General features: G+C 64.3%; 16 protein-coding genes and 1 tRNA gene. 7 read left to right on the top strand and 10 right to left on the bottom strand.

Features of this window, described 5'->3' with window-relative positions; all coding sequences use genetic code 11:
• Nucleotide 1: 1 nt before the first annotated feature.
• The 6 genes from smpB to prfB all read right to left on the bottom strand — a co-directional run bounded on the left by smpB (nucleotide 2) and on the right by prfB (nucleotide 4,768).
• Nucleotides 2–475: an SsrA-binding protein SmpB gene (smpB, locus tag AB0P23_RS15135; RefSeq protein ID WP_027496576.1), complete on the bottom strand. Its 474-nt coding sequence runs from the start codon at nucleotides 473–475 to the stop codon at nucleotides 2–4.
• An 83-nt stretch (nucleotides 476–558) separates the two neighbouring features.
• Complete coding sequence (gene ftsX, locus AB0P23_RS15130; RefSeq protein ID WP_032366335.1) at nucleotides 559–1,464, bottom strand: permease-like cell division protein FtsX; 906 nt, start codon at nucleotides 1,462–1,464, stop codon at nucleotides 559–561.
• A 66-nt stretch (nucleotides 1,465–1,530) separates the two neighbouring features.
• Complete coding sequence (gene ftsE / locus AB0P23_RS15125) at nucleotides 1,531–2,220, bottom strand: cell division ATP-binding protein FtsE (RefSeq protein ID WP_027496574.1); 690 nt, start codon at nucleotides 2,218–2,220, stop codon at nucleotides 1,531–1,533.
• Between the two features lie 86 nt (nucleotides 2,221–2,306).
• A complete protein-coding gene (locus AB0P23_RS15120; protein WP_027496573.1) occupies nucleotides 2,307–2,756 on the bottom strand; it encodes a hypothetical protein in 450 nt (149 codons plus the stop codon).
• Nucleotides 2,753–3,652 (bottom strand): mechanosensitive ion channel family protein, encoded by a 900-nt coding sequence (locus AB0P23_RS15115; RefSeq protein WP_363798028.1) that lies wholly within the window; start codon nucleotides 3,650–3,652, stop codon nucleotides 2,753–2,755. Before AB0P23_RS15115 ends, AB0P23_RS15120 begins: the two co-directional genes overlap by 4 nt.
• Before the next feature lie 3 nt (nucleotides 3,653–3,655).
• Nucleotides 3,656–4,768 (bottom strand): peptide chain release factor 2, encoded by a 1,113-nt coding sequence (gene prfB, locus AB0P23_RS15110; protein WP_027496571.1) that lies wholly within the window; start codon nucleotides 4,766–4,768, stop codon nucleotides 3,656–3,658.
• A 202-nt stretch (nucleotides 4,769–4,970) separates the two neighbouring features.
• On the opposite strand from prfB, the gene AB0P23_RS15105 reads away from it, so the two are divergent.
• Nucleotides 4,971–5,462 (top strand): carbonic anhydrase, encoded by a 492-nt coding sequence (locus AB0P23_RS15105; protein ID WP_027496570.1) that lies wholly within the window; start codon nucleotides 4,971–4,973, stop codon nucleotides 5,460–5,462.
• A 59-nt stretch (nucleotides 5,463–5,521) separates the two neighbouring features.
• A complete protein-coding gene (gene hisN, locus AB0P23_RS15100) occupies nucleotides 5,522–6,313 on the top strand; it encodes a histidinol-phosphatase (RefSeq protein ID WP_363798024.1) in 792 nt (263 codons plus the stop codon).
• Nucleotides 6,314–6,358: 45 nt separating this feature from the next.
• Here hisN and AB0P23_RS15095 read toward each other — a convergent pair whose 3' ends face one another.
• Nucleotides 6,359–6,727, bottom strand: a complete 369-nt coding sequence (locus tag AB0P23_RS15095) for a DUF1304 domain-containing protein (RefSeq protein WP_094717645.1) — start codon at nucleotides 6,725–6,727, stop codon at nucleotides 6,359–6,361.
• A 150-nt stretch (nucleotides 6,728–6,877) separates the two neighbouring features.
• Between AB0P23_RS15095 and AB0P23_RS15090 the strand changes: the two genes are divergently transcribed.
• The 4 genes from AB0P23_RS15090 (at nucleotide 6,878) to AB0P23_RS15075 (ending at nucleotide 11,372) form a co-directional block, all read left to right on the top strand.
• Nucleotides 6,878–8,281, top strand: a complete 1,404-nt coding sequence (locus AB0P23_RS15090; RefSeq protein ID WP_363798021.1) for an acyl-CoA dehydrogenase family protein — start codon at nucleotides 6,878–6,880, stop codon at nucleotides 8,279–8,281.
• A 44-nt stretch (nucleotides 8,282–8,325) separates the two neighbouring features.
• Nucleotides 8,326–9,546, top strand: a complete 1,221-nt coding sequence (locus tag AB0P23_RS15085; protein WP_032366333.1) for an acyl-CoA dehydrogenase family protein — start codon at nucleotides 8,326–8,328, stop codon at nucleotides 9,544–9,546.
• A 184-nt stretch (nucleotides 9,547–9,730) separates the two neighbouring features.
• Nucleotides 9,731–10,075, top strand: coding sequence for a YciI family protein (locus tag AB0P23_RS15080; RefSeq protein WP_027496565.1), 345 nt, complete (start codon nucleotides 9,731–9,733; stop codon nucleotides 10,073–10,075).
• Between the two features lie 16 nt (nucleotides 10,076–10,091).
• Nucleotides 10,092–11,372, top strand: a complete 1,281-nt coding sequence (locus AB0P23_RS15075; RefSeq protein WP_363798016.1) for an RNA polymerase sigma factor — start codon at nucleotides 10,092–10,094, stop codon at nucleotides 11,370–11,372.
• Here AB0P23_RS15075 and AB0P23_RS15070 read toward each other — a convergent pair.
• Nucleotides 11,345–11,884 carry a GNAT family N-acetyltransferase gene (locus AB0P23_RS15070; RefSeq protein ID WP_032372869.1) on the bottom strand — a complete coding sequence of 180 codons (540 nt, stop codon included), beginning with the start codon at nucleotides 11,882–11,884 and terminating at the stop codon, nucleotides 11,345–11,347. The genes AB0P23_RS15075 and AB0P23_RS15070 overlap by 28 nt on opposite strands.
• Nucleotides 11,885–11,957: 73 nt before the next feature.
• Here AB0P23_RS15070 and AB0P23_RS15065 point away from each other — a divergent pair, with 73 nt between their 5' ends.
• Nucleotides 11,958–12,146 (top strand): hypothetical protein, encoded by a 189-nt coding sequence (locus tag AB0P23_RS15065; protein WP_032366331.1) that lies wholly within the window; start codon nucleotides 11,958–11,960, stop codon nucleotides 12,144–12,146.
• A 97-nt stretch (nucleotides 12,147–12,243) separates the two neighbouring features.
• On the opposite strand, the gene AB0P23_RS15060 is transcribed toward AB0P23_RS15065, so the two are convergent.
• Together AB0P23_RS15060 and AB0P23_RS15055 are read right to left on the bottom strand one after the other, a co-directional pair.
• Nucleotides 12,244–12,783, bottom strand: a complete 540-nt coding sequence (locus AB0P23_RS15060) for a putative immunity protein (RefSeq protein WP_363798013.1) — start codon at nucleotides 12,781–12,783, stop codon at nucleotides 12,244–12,246.
• A gap of 79 nt (nucleotides 12,784–12,862) precedes the next feature.
• A tRNA-Met gene (locus AB0P23_RS15055) sits at nucleotides 12,863–12,939 on the bottom strand.
• Nucleotides 12,940–13,022 lie beyond the last annotated feature (83 nt).

Raw genomic sequence — 13,022 nt, 5'->3', positions numbered from 1 at the left:
GTCAGCGCATGCCCTTCACTCGACGCCCGAGCTCACGAGTGACCTCGCGTTCGGCGGTGCGCTTGGCCAACGACTGTCTCTTGTCGTAGTCCTGCTTGCCTTTGGCCAACGCCAGTTCGACCTTGACCTTGCCGTCCGAGAAGTACATCGACAGCGGCACCAACGTCAGGTTTCCCTCTTTGACCTTGCCGGCCAGGCGGTCGATCTCGCGACGATGGAGAAGAAGTTTGCGGTTTCGACGCGGCGCGTGGTTGGTCCAGCTTCCGAGTGTGTATTCCGCGATGTGCAGCCCGCGCAGCCAGATCTCGCCGTCGTCGACGGTCGCGAAGGCGTCGACGAGGGAGGCCTTGCCGTCGCGCAGGCTCTTGACCTCGGTGCCGACGAGCGCGACTCCGGCCTCGACGACGTCGAGTATGGAGTAGTTGTGCCGTGCCTTGCGATTGGTCGCAATGGCCTTGCGGCCCTTCTCTCTCACTGCAGGGCCCTTTCTCGAGCGTTCGATGCGTGACGCCGCCTCATCGGCAACCGCTCCAGCATAGAACCGATCGGCAACCGAATTTATTCGCGCACGTAGAGGCGCAATGTGATGTAGGCGGTGACCGCCGCCATTCCCACTCCGACGAGTGCCAGGAACGGCGAGACCAACAGCACGTCACTGTTCGATATCCGGGCCAGAATATTGGCTTGATAGACGTCGGAGAGGACGTCGTCGATGAACATGTTCTTCGCGGTGAACAGCCCGGCAATCGCCAGCGCCGAACCGACCAGAGCTGCGACCACGGCTTCGAGGAGGAACGGCAGCTGGGTGTACCACCGGGTGGCGCCGACCAGCCGCATGATTCCGACCTCGGTTCGTCTGGTGAACGCAGCGATCTGGACCATGTTGGCGATCAGGAGGATCGCAGCGATCGCCTGCACGGTGGCAATCGCGAACGCTGCGTTGCGTACTCCGTTCAGGACGCTGAACAATCGCTCCACCAGGTCTCGCTGGTTGAGCACGCTCTGCACACCCGGACGGTTCTCGAAGTTGTCGTTGATCACTCCGAATCGCTCCGGGTCGCTCAGACGCACCTTGAACGAGGCCGGGAAACTGTCGGCACTGACCAACTCGGCCAGTTCGGGTTGGTCCTTGAACACTCGCTCGGTCGCATCCTTCACCGCGTCCTCGCGGTTGAGGTACTGCACCGAGACCACGGAGGGTGTGTTCTCGAGATCCGAGCGCAACGTAGCGCACGTCTCCTGGGCACAGTCTGCGTCGGTGGCAGAGATGTCGTCGGTGAGGAAGATCTGCACCTCCACCCGGTCGAGGAAGATCTGCTGGGTCTTTCCTGCCATCTGCACCACGAGCAATCCGCCGCCGAACAGACCGAGGGAAATAGCGGTCGTCAAGATCATGGCGATCGTCATGGTGATGTTGCGGCGAAGCCCGGTGAAGACCTCACTGAAGATGAAACTTGCGCGCATCGCGGAATCCGAGCCCTTCGATTCGTTCGGTCGAGAAGTCTGAGCGGTCGAGTTCGGTGGTCGGCGTCAGCGGCCGACGCCGTAGACCCCTCGGGCCTCGTCACGAACGACTCGTCCGTTGTCCAGTTCCACGACGCGTCGACGCATGGAATCGACGATGTGGTTGTCGTGGGTCGCCATCAGCACGGTGGTTCCGGTGCGATTGATGCGCTCGAGCAGCAGCATGATGTCCTGACTGGTGTCCGGATCGAGGTTTCCGGTCGGCTCGTCGGCGAGCAGCACCAGCGGTCGATTGACGAACGCCCTGGCGATCGCCACACGCTGCTGCTCACCACCGGACAACTCGTTGGGCAGACGGTCGGACTTGCCGCCGAGTCCCACCAGATCCAGCACCTCGGGAACAGTGCGCTTGATCATCGATCGAGGCTTGCCGATCACCTCGAGCGCGAACGCGACGTTTTCCACCACGGTCTTCTGCTGCAGCAGTCGGAAGTCCTGGAACACGCACCCCATGCTCTGTCGTAGCCGCGGGACGCGACGAGCAGCGAGCCGGTTGACGTGAAAATCCGCTACGTGGATATCGCCGGACGTCGGCGTCTCTTCCTTGAGCAACAAGCGCATGAATGTCGACTTACCAGACCCCGAGGGCCCGATCAGAAACACGAACTCGCCTTTGTCGATGGAGACCGTCACCTTGTCCAGAGCGGGCCTGGTCGAGGTCTTGTAGGACTTGGACACATTCGAGGTGCTGATCACGGGTCGCCAGTGTAGCCCTTACCCGTCGGTAACCGCCGGAAGCGAGCGGGTGCCGCGGCGAGTCCCGAGAGCCGGTAAAGAGTGCCTCAGCGCGACGAGGTCGGTGCAGGCCGGGACGGGATGAGCGACTGAATCGCCGGCGGGATGGGCACGCCGAACGGGGCGGTCGTCGTGGTCGGCGGGGCGGTGGTCGTCGTCGACTGGGTACCGGTGTCGTCGGCGCTCGTCGACGACTCCGGGTCGGTGGTCGTGCTGGGTGTGGTGGTGGTCGACAGACGTGAGGGGGTCGGTACGTACGTCTGCGATTCGCTCGGTTGCGTGAGCTCGTCCGGGCTCACCGCAACCGGCCCCTGAACCGCTTCCCCGTTCCTCTCGGCGATATCTGCGCTGACCTGCCCGTACAGCAGAGCGGTGAGCACGAAGCAGATTCCGAACGCCACGGTGGAGGTTCGGACGCGGCCGTAGATCTTGGCCGGAATGCGCCACTGCCGCCAGTTTCGTTGCGAGCGTTCGGTTCCGGTATCGGGTGTACTCACTGGTCTTCCGTTCGATCTCGTCCCGATGATTCCGGTGCAACTCCGGCCGTGCTGACGTCGGGGGCAACGTTGATGCCCTCGGGCTGCAGCGCAGCGGCGACTCTCACACGCAGCTCTCGTCCCACCTGGAATTGCTTGCCCGGCAGCGTCCGCGCGACCAAGCGCACGTTGACCTGCCCCACCTCGATGCTCTCCACACCCATCACGGTCGGTTCGTCGAGTAGGAGCGGACGCAAGTGTGAATCTGCGAACGCATCGTGGCCGACCGCACGCAGAAGCGCATTCACCTGAGTCAGATCGGCGGTACTGGGGACCGGAACGTCGACGACGGCGCGAGCCCAATCCTTGGACAGGTTGATCGCCTTGACGATCTGCCCGTTCGGCACGGTGATGACCTCGCCGTCGACGCTACGGACCCGCGTCACTCGGAGCGTGACGTCCTCGACGGTGCCCTCGGCATCCTCGGCGGAGCCGTTGACGGCGATCTGCACCACGTCACCGAAGCCGTACTGGCGCTCGGTGATGATGAAGAAGCCGGCCAGGATGTCTTGCACCACGCGCTGAGCACCGAAGCCGAGGGCTGCACCGATGACAGTCGCGGGTGCCACGAGTCCACCGACCCCGAAGCCGAACCGGCGCAGCACCTCGATGGTGACCAGGATGTAGATGAGCGTGACCAGCACCCAGGTGATGACCTGAGCCAGAGCATGACGGTGTTTGGCGGCCTCCGACCGGACGAGCGCGTCGCTGTGCTGGTAGTTCTGGTCGATGCGGGCAGTGATTCGAGATCCGGTCCACGTGACGAACCGCGCGGCCAGTAGCCCACCGAGGATGTACAGCACGATTCCGAGGCCGTTGAGCTTGACCTCGGGCGTCACGTTGAGCCAGGCCGTCATCGGTTACTGCTCCCCTCGCATTCGCCAGCGAATTCCCGATTCCAGGAAGCCGTCGATGTCTCCATCGAGAACAGTAGACGGATTGTTGACCTCGTACTCGGTACGCAAATCTTTGACCATCTGGTACGGGTGCAGCACGTACGAGCGCATCTGATTACCCCAGGAGCTGCCGCCGTCACCCTTGAGCGCGTCCATCTCGGCCCGCTCTTCCTTGCGCTTGACCTCGAGCAGCTTGGCCTGCAGCACGCGCATGGCCGACACCTTGTTCTGCAGCTGCGACTTCTCGTTCTGGCAGGTCACGACGATTCCGGTTGGAATATGCGTCAACCGGACGGCGGAGTCGGTGGTGTTGACCGACTGCCCACCTGGCCCGGACGAGCGATAGACGTCGACCCGAATGTCGTTCTCGGGGATTTCGATGTGGTCGGTGGTCTCGACGACCGGAAGCACCTCGACCTCCGCGAACGACGTCTGGCGTCGACCCTGGTTGTCGAACGGGCTGATCCGGACGAGCCGGTGCGTGCCTTGCTCGACCGACAACGTTCCGTAGGTGTACGGGGCCTTGACGGCGAACGTCGCGCTCTTGATTCCGGCCTCTTCGGCGTAGGACGTGTCGTAGACCTCGACGCCGTACCCGTGCTTCTCCGCCCAGCGGATGTACATGCGCATGAGCATTTCCGCCCAGTCGGCGGCGTCGATTCCGCCGGCACCGGAGCGAATGTTCACAAGGGCGTCGCGGGCGTCGTACTCACCGGACAGCAGAGTTCGAACTTCCATGGCAGCGATGTCCTCTCGGAGCGAGGCGCGTTCGGCGTCGGCGTCAGCGGTGGCGGACGCGGCGGCCTCGCCCTCTTCGCCCTCGGCCAACTCGTACAGAACCGGCATGTCCTCGAGCCGCTGCCGGAGCTCCTCGACGCGGCGCAGTTCGGCCTGCGCATGGGAGAGCTGACTGGTCACCTGCTGAGCGTGTTCCTGGTCGTTCCACAGGTCGGGTGAGGCGGCCTGATGTTCCAGCTCGTCGATGCGTCGCCGCAGCTCCTCGACGTCGAGAACGGACTCGACTGTGGACAGAGTGGTATCGAGCTCGGCGAGGTCTGCAGAAACGTCGGGATGCACGAGAGTCAAGGTTACCGGCACACGAACCCGTCCCCGACCGCCCCCGAAGACGGGTGGTCATCCAGGGGTTCGAACCGTGCTGATTCGAACCCTGTTCGGGCACCTCGTCCGCTGTTAGCTTTCGACGAGTCGGCATATGCGCACGTCGACATCCCTGCCGCCGCACGGTGCCAGCGACATTCGATGGACAGAGGAGTCTCGTATGACCGTCACCGACCAGTACCTCGAGAACAACAAGGCATACGCCGCCCAGTTCGACGGCCCTCTACCGCTGCCGCCGTCGAAGCACGTCGCGGTGGTCGCGTGCATGGACGCCCGGCTCGACGTCTACCGGATTCTCGGCCTGGCCGACGGGGAAGCACACGTGATCCGCAATGCGGGTGGGGTGATCACCGACGACGAGATTCGTTCACTGGCCATCAGCCAGCGGCTGCTCGGCACCAAGGAGATCATCCTGATCCACCACACCGATTGCGGCATGCTCACGTTCACCGACGACGAGTTCAAGAACGACCTCCAGGAAGAAACGGGTCTGAAGCCCAACTGGGCTGCCGAATCGTTCCCCGATCTGAACCGCGACGTTCGGCAGTCCTTGGCGCGCATCGAGCTCAGCCCGTTCGTCACGAAACACGAGTCGCTTCGCGGGTTCGTCTTCGATGTTGCCACCGGAAAGTTGAACGAAGTCACCGGATAGGCCCGGCCACCCATATTGCCGCGTACGAGCAGGCCCGTGCGCGGCGATAGTCTTCTGCGGTGACCGACTACTCTGCCGATCTGCATCTCGCCCTCCGGCTCGCCGACGAAGCCGACATCATCACTCGTGGACGATTCCTCGCCATGGACCTGACGGTGGACTCGAAGCCGGATCTCACACCGGTCAGCGACGCAGACCTGGCCGTGGAAACGATGATTCGGGCGCAGCTCGGATCGGAGCGTCCCGACGATGCTCTGCTCGGCGAGGAGTTCGGTGGCACGGCTACGTTCAGCGGCCGCCAATGGGTCGTCGATCCGATCGACGGCACCAAGAATTTCGTGCGCGGCGTACCCGTGTGGGCCACGCTGATCGCGCTGCTCGAGGACGGCGTTCCCACCGTCGGAGTGGTCAGCGCCCCGGCGTTGCATCGCCGATGGTGGGCCGCCGACCAGCTGGGATCGTGGACGAGCGTCGGCGACGAAACCGCCCGTCGAATCCACGTGTCGAAAGTCGACTCACTTTCCGCGTCGAGTCTGAGCTTCTCCAGCCTGTCCGGCTGGGCCGACCTCGGAACGAGAGACCGCTTCGTCGGACTGACCGATGACGTGTGGCGAGTTCGCGCCTACGGCGACTTCTTCTCGTACTGCCTGCTCGCCGAAGGAGCCCTCGACATCGCCGCCGAGCCGGAGGTCTCCCTGTGGGATCTGGCGGCACTCGATGTTCTGGTGCGCGAGGCGGGCGGGACGTTCACCTCGCTCGACGGACGCGTCGGGCCGCACGGCGGGAGCGCGGTAGCCACGAACGGGCTGCTGCACCAGGACATCCTCGGCCGCCTCTCCCCCGCTGCGTGAATCGGTCGGCACTCACCGGAGACGGACGGTGAGAACAGCGAGGCGTCAGAGGACTGCGGCCAGGACCAGGGCCAGGAGCGGGGTGATTCCCTGCACGAACGCGGGCCGGAAGTACTTCGCTCCGCCGGTGGCGAGCACCAGAGCCGCGCCGACGATGCTGGCGCACGCGAAGTAGACGATCGCGTCGCCGGCCGAGCCGCCGACGATGAGGCCGACCACGATGCCGATGCCGAGAAACAGGTTGTAGAAGCCCTGATTGAAGGCCATCGGCTTGGTGATGTCGGCGTCGCTCTGACTGGCGACACCGAACTTCGCCCACACGGCCGGCTTGGACCAGAGCACGCTTTCCATGACGAAGATGACGACATGGAGTACCGCGGCGAGGGCGGCGAAGATCTGAGCTATCGGATGCACGGGAAACAGCTTGTCACATCGGTACGACGCAGGATACGAAAGACCCGCCACGGTGTCGTGCGCCACCAGTACTTACTCGACAGTAGACAGCTAACTTACTCGGGAGTAAGATCTGTGAAGTCCGTGCCCGACGCCGAGGAACTGGTAATCATGAGCAAGCAAGACAGTGTGGTCGACGCGAAGGCCCCTAAGGTGCCCCGCGATACTTCTGCGGTTGGCCTCAACCCGTTCAAGAGAGATGCGATCGGAACCGCCATGCGCGTTCTGACGGCCATCACCGGGTCCGAACTGGCGGAGAAGTACAACCTCCGACAGACGATCGACCGCGTCACGTACGAGAGCACCAAAACCGGTTTCAAGACTCTCGGTGCCGCCAACCGTACGTTCGCCAAGGTCACCGGAGGCGGCAAGCCCAAGCGTCTCGACGACGGTGCCGCGAAGAACCTGAGCTACTTCGACCTGACGCCCGACGACGAGCAGCGCATGATCGTCGAAACGGTCAAGGAGTTCGCCGAGGAAATTCTCCGGCCGGCCGCCTTCGAGGCAGATCACAACGCCTCCTCCCCCGAGGACCTGGTTCGTCGCTCGGCCGAACTCGGCATCACGCTCATCAACGTTCCCGAGGAACTCGACGGTGCCGCCAGCGAGCGCGGTGCGGTCACCAATTCCCTCGTCGCCGAGGCTCTCGCCCACGGCGATATGGGCCTGGCCCTGCCGATCCTCGCGCCCAGCGGTGTCGCTGTCGCCCTCACTCAGTGGGGAACGGACGCGCAGCAGAAGACGTACCTCCCGGCATTCGTCGGCGAGAAGGTGCCGAACGCAGCAGTGGTCGTCAACGAGCCCCGCGCACTGTTCGATCCGTACGCGTTGCAGACCAAGGCCGTTCGCTCCCCCAGCGGGTACAAGCTCAACGGAGTCAAGAGCCTCGTGCCTGCGGCCGGCAGCTCCGAGCTGTTCGTCATCGCCGCTGAACTCGAAGGTCGCCCGACTTTCTTCATCGTCGAGTCCGATTCCAGGGGCCTCGTCGTCGAAGCGGATCCGAGCATGGGTCTGCGCGCCGCGGGACTGGGTCGCCTGATCCTCACCGACGTGGCAGTGCCCGAGTCGGCTCTGCTCGGTGATGGTGACGCCGACCAGCGCGCCGCCGAGTACAGCGCCGCCATCGGTTTGGCCCGTCTGGGCTGGGCCTCCTTGGCCGTCGGTACGAGCCAGGCCGTACTCGACTACGTCGTTCCGTACGTCAACGAGCGCGTTGCGTTCGGCGAGCCGATCAGTAACCGCCAGGCCGTGGCCTTCATGGTCGCCAACATCGCCATCGAGCTCGACGGCATGCGGTTGGTCACGCTGCGTGGCGCGTCTCGCGCCGAGCAGGGACTGTCGTTCACTCGTGAATCGGCCCTCGCACGCCGCCTGGCGTCCGAGAAGGGCATGCAGATCGGCTCCGACGGTGTGCAGTTGCTCGGTGGACACGGCTTCACCAAGGAACATCCGGTCGAGCGCTGGTACCGCGATCTACGGTCCGTCGGCGTCGCCGAAGGCATCGTTCTCATCTAGCTCGCCGCCCCGAATTCCATGGCACTCACCCAAGGACACACACGATGATCAATCTTGAACTTCCCAAGAAGCTTCGGGCGCAGGCGAATCAGGCTCACCAGGTCGCTGCCGAGATCTTCCGCCCCATCTCCCGCAAGTACGACCTCGCCGAGCACGAGTACCCGGTGGAACTCGACACCATGGCGTCCATGGTCGAGGGCATGTCCGACGCCGGTGGCGAAATCGGCGGAGCGGCCGGTGGCCGTGAGAAGGACAGCGAGTCGGCCAAGCCCAGCAAGACCGCCAACTCCAACGGCGGCAACATGTCCGCTCTGGTGAACGTCATCGAGACCTGCTGGGGCGACGTCGGCCTCACACTGTCGATCCCGTACCAGGGACTCGGCAACTCCGCTATCGCCGCGGTCTCCACCGACGAGCAGCTCGAGCGCTTCGGCAAGGTGTGGGCCTCGATGGCCATCACCGAGCCCAGCTTCGGCTCGGACTCCGCGGCAGTCACCACCACCGCTGTCCTCGACGGCGACGAGTGGGTGCTCAACGGCGAGAAGATCTACGTCACCGCCGGTGAGCGTTCCACCCACATCGTGGTGTGGGCAACGGTCGACAAGTCTCTCGGCCGCGCGGCCATCAAGTCGTTCGTCGTCCCGCGTGACGCTCCGGGCCTGTCGGTTGCCCGCCTCGAGCACAAGCTGGGCATCAAGGCGTCCGACACCGCAGCCCTGCTGCTCGAGGATTGCCGCATCCCGAAGGACAACCTGCTCGGCACCGCCGAGGTCAACGTCGAAAAGGGCTTCGCGGGCGTCATGCAGACGTTCGACAACACTCGCCCTCTGGTTGCTGGAATGGCGATCGGCGTCGCCCGTGCCGCACTCGAGGAGTTGCGGTCCATCCTGGTCGATGCCGGAGTCGACATCTCGTACGAGACTCCCGCCTACAACCAGCACGCGGCGGCCGCAGAATTCCTGCGACTCGAAGCAGACTGGGAAGCCGCGCACCTGCTCGCACTGCGCGCGGCATGGATGGCAGACAACAAGGAGCCCAACTCGCTGCAGGCGTCGATGTCGAAGGCGAAGGCCGGACGCTCCGCAGTCGACATCACCCTCAAAGCAGTCGAGTTGGCCGGTACCTACGGCTACTCCGAGCGCCCGCTGCTCGAGAAGTGGAGCCGTGACTCCAAGATTCTCGACATCTTCGAGGGCACGCAGCAGATCCAGCAGCTGATCGTTGCCCGTCGCGTACTCGGAAAGTCCTCGGCCGAGCTGAAGTAAGCAGTGGCTCGTCATCGAGTCGGCACGTGATCGACAAGCGGCACCGGACTGTGCGTCCGGTGCCGCTTTCGTGCGCTTGGAAGAAATGTCGAGGGTCCGTGTCGATATCGTGATGTCTCGATCGTCGTCTTCGTGTACGGCGAATCGCGCCGCGACACCGAGGTACCGAACCAGGGAGCGCACCATGAAGTACATCCTGTTGATCAACGCCGACACCTCCCCCGGTGCTGCACCCGGCTGCAGCAGTGTGGAGGACTGGATGACGTACGAGAAGGAACTGAAGGAGGCCGGGGTCTACGTTGCCGGGCACGCGCTGGCCGACTTGACCACTGCTACCGCGGTACGCGTCGATCCGAGCACGGGCGAACGGACCGTTACGGACGGCCCGTATGCCGAGTCGCACGAGGTACTCGGGGGTTACGACGTCATCGACGTTCCCGACCTCGATGCTGCGCTCGAGTGGGCGGCCCGCTGCCCCGGCTCCAAGGACGGCGGCACCGTCGTCGTGCGCCCGCTCGCAGAATTCTGACGCGCGGGATCGTTGGGTGAGCGAGATCGAGGTCAGTCGAACGATCGGATCGGTCTTCCGTGCCGAGCGCTCGATGCTGCTTGCGTCGTTGGTGCAGCGCTACCGTGACCTCGACCTCGCGGAGGAGGTGACGTCGGATGCCATCGAGGCGGCTCTGACGCATTGGCCGATCGATGGCATACCGGCCAAGCCAGGGGCCTGGTTGCTCACCACAGCCCGGCGCAAGGCAGTCGACCGCCTCCGACGCGATGAGACACTGGCTGCGAAAGTGGCCTTGCTGCAGATCGACTCGGACCGCGGCAACCCGTCTGGCACGAATGCGCTCGACGACCGTGTGCCCGACGATCGCCTCCAGTTGTTCTTCACGTGCTCCCACCCGGCTCTTGCTGCCCAGGACCGACTCGCCTTGACGCTGAGGTGTCTCGCGGGTCTGTCCACGGCAGAGGTGGCGCGCGCGCTGCTCATCCCTCCCGCCACGGCTGCACAGCGAATAGTGCGGGCCAAGAACAAGATTCGCACTGGTCGCATTCCGTTTCGTGTTCCAGGACCGGACGAGCTGGCGGAAAGAGTGCCGATGGTGCTCGAGGTCGTCTACTCCATCTTCACCGAGGGGTACTCGGCGACATCCGGCGATGGAGTCGGACGCGTCGATCTCTCGGACGAAGCGATCGGTATGGGCAGAGTTCTGCACGCGGCTCTGCCGGGCACGTCCGAGGTGACCGGCTTGCTGGCGCTGATGTTGCTGACCGACGCCAGACGCCGCGCCCGGATCGACGAACACGGCGAGATCGTGCTGTTGGCCGATCAGGACCGGCGCGTATGGAATGCCGCGTTCGTCTCTGAGGGAACGGAACTCGTGAGCGAGGCCCTGACCCGCGGGCCGGCCGGCCCGTACTCCGTTCAGGCCGCCATCGCGGCATTACACGACGAGGCTGCTGACGCCGCGGGCACGGACTGGCCTCAGATCGTGGCCCTGTACGACGTGTTGATGGCACTCACACCATCACCGGTGGTCGCGCTCAACCGGGCCGTCGGCGTCGCAATGACCGAAGGGCCCGAGGCCGGGCTCGAGTTGTTGGACGCCATCGCCGCTGAGCCGGTCCTGCGCCGGTACCACCCGTTCGCGATGGCGAAGGCCGATCTGCTGCACCGACTGGGCCGGATGGACGAGGCCGCCGTGCACTACCGGAGAGCACTGGATTTCGCGCGAACGGCACCGGAGAAGCGTTTGCTGAGAAGACGACTGGCCGAGGTTGCCGACGCACGGGATCAGGCGGACAGCACAGCATCCACCTGATCGGCCGTCAGCGGTCGCTCTGCGTACACCAGTCGGATGGCCTCGGGATCGGGGTTGCCGATATCGGGTCCACGGGATACCAGCTTCAGGCCGGCGCGCTCTGCCACGCGAGCGGAGGAGAGGTTGTGTTCGAGAAGATATGCCACGACCGGCATTTCGGGCCGAGTTCGGTACGCGCACTCGACTGCGGTTCGACACATTTCTGCGGCGTACCCCTTGCCCTGCGCGTCGGGATGGAGACGGTAGCCGAGATTCCAGAAGGCATTCTGTCGGATGGAACACCCGCCGTAGCCGCTGATCATGTCGCTGCCGTGCTCACGAACGATCCATGTGCTCAATCCATCTCGACGCCACTGCGCAGTCCAGTTCTGCACCATACGTTGGGTCGTACCGATGTCGTTGTGCCGCAAGCTCGGAAAGTGTGTCCACGACTGCGGATCACTGCAGATCTCGTACAACGCGTCGAGATCCGCATCTGCAGGCTCGTCGAGAACCAGTCGTGGGGTCTTCATTCGCACACCGATGATCCTAGAGGGCTCGAGTCTGGTAGACCGGTGGTAGACGATCGAGCGAAGGGTGACAGTCATGGCCGAGTGGATCAAGAAGGTCGAAGAGAATGCAAAGGGCCTCATCGCAGAGGCAGAACAGGAACTGACGGCTCTCGAGGGCGCGGACACCGTCGACCTCACCGCAGACGAGCCGGAGGATGCTGCGACCACCGACGACGATGACATCGTCACCAGTGACGATGCACGGGAGCAGGTCTCGGACTGAAGCAAGCGCCGGCGTTCTCTGCGCCCAGTCGGCGCAACCGGTCGTCGACGGCGATCGAGATCGACACCCAGTCCTTCACGGTCACGGTTCTGTAGATCTACTCGAACACGTACCAGCAGATGCTGTTTCTCCTGTGCTGGTCCTCCAACACCAGAGCCCGCACGCTGTCCGGCAGCTGTTCCCTCTGCCAATCATTTTCCGCATACGCCGCGGCTGCTGCGCTCGACGACGGTGCCGCAGCTCGAACTGCCTTGATGGCGTACGCCGCTGCTCCGAGCTCGTGTTCGGCCACGTGCGCCACGCATGCGGCCTGGCCTGCGGCGTAGGCGGCGAATCGAGCCGCTCCGCGAAGGGGACGCGCTGCGCCCATCGCGTGTCCGCCGAGGGCGCGGGTCTCCATCATCGGCAGCTCACCGCGTACCCACGCGCCGATCCCGTCGATGGCTTCCCGCGGTCTGGCGTCCGACGGAACCGAGCTCTCGAACAGAGGCAGCACGTGTTCGGCACAGGCAGCAGCCCAGAGTGCCAGGGCCCGATGATCGTCATCGGACAGCAGTCCCCCGCGCCGGGCGGTGACGAGCCGGGGATCTCGAACAGCGGGCAGGATCGTCCTCGGTCGCCCTCTTCGCACGGGCATCGGGCAGTCCAACGTGATTGCACGGTGACTATCAGAGCACAAAAAAGCCCGAGACCGTGTGGTCTCGGGCTTCTTCGAGTGGTAGCGGGGACAGGATTTGAACCTGCGACCTCTGGGTTATGAGCCCAGCGAGCTACCGAGCTGCTCCACCCCGCGTTGCATCTACGAAGTTACCCCTGCGTGTACGACGAATGCAAATCACGTGACCACGGGGTGCTCGGTCCCAGCCGATCAGGCTC

The organism is Rhodococcus sp. NPDC077669, assembly GCF_040686915.1.
Lineage (GTDB): Bacteria > Actinomycetota > Actinomycetes > Mycobacteriales > Mycobacteriaceae > Rhodococcoides > Rhodococcoides fascians.
The sequence above is the reverse complement of the archived record's forward strand: the minus strand, read 5'-3'. Positions and strand labels throughout refer to the sequence as shown.

Coding starts and splice junctions, on each gene's coding strand:
- AB0P23_RS15085 (WP_032366333.1), top strand. CDS start 8,326: ATGATCAATCTTGAACTTCCCAAGAAGCTTCGGGCGCAGGCGAATCAG.
- AB0P23_RS15060 (WP_363798013.1), bottom strand. CDS start 12,783: ATGCCCGTGCGAAGAGGGCGACCGAGGACGATCCTGCCCGCTGTTCGA.
- AB0P23_RS15105 (WP_027496570.1), top strand. CDS start 4,971: ATGACCGTCACCGACCAGTACCTCGAGAACAACAAGGCATACGCCGCC.
- AB0P23_RS15080 (WP_027496565.1), top strand. CDS start 9,731: ATGAAGTACATCCTGTTGATCAACGCCGACACCTCCCCCGGTGCTGCA.
- AB0P23_RS15070 (WP_032372869.1), bottom strand. CDS start 11,884: ATGAAGACCCCACGACTGGTTCTCGACGAGCCTGCAGATGCGGATCTC.
- AB0P23_RS15115 (WP_363798028.1), bottom strand. CDS start 3,652: ATGACGGCCTGGCTCAACGTGACGCCCGAGGTCAAGCTCAACGGCCTC.
- ftsX (WP_032366335.1), bottom strand. CDS start 1,464: ATGCGCGCAAGTTTCATCTTCAGTGAGGTCTTCACCGGGCTTCGCCGC.
- AB0P23_RS15090 (WP_363798021.1), top strand. CDS start 6,878: ATGAGCAAGCAAGACAGTGTGGTCGACGCGAAGGCCCCTAAGGTGCCC.
- AB0P23_RS15065 (WP_032366331.1), top strand. CDS start 11,958: ATGGCCGAGTGGATCAAGAAGGTCGAAGAGAATGCAAAGGGCCTCATC.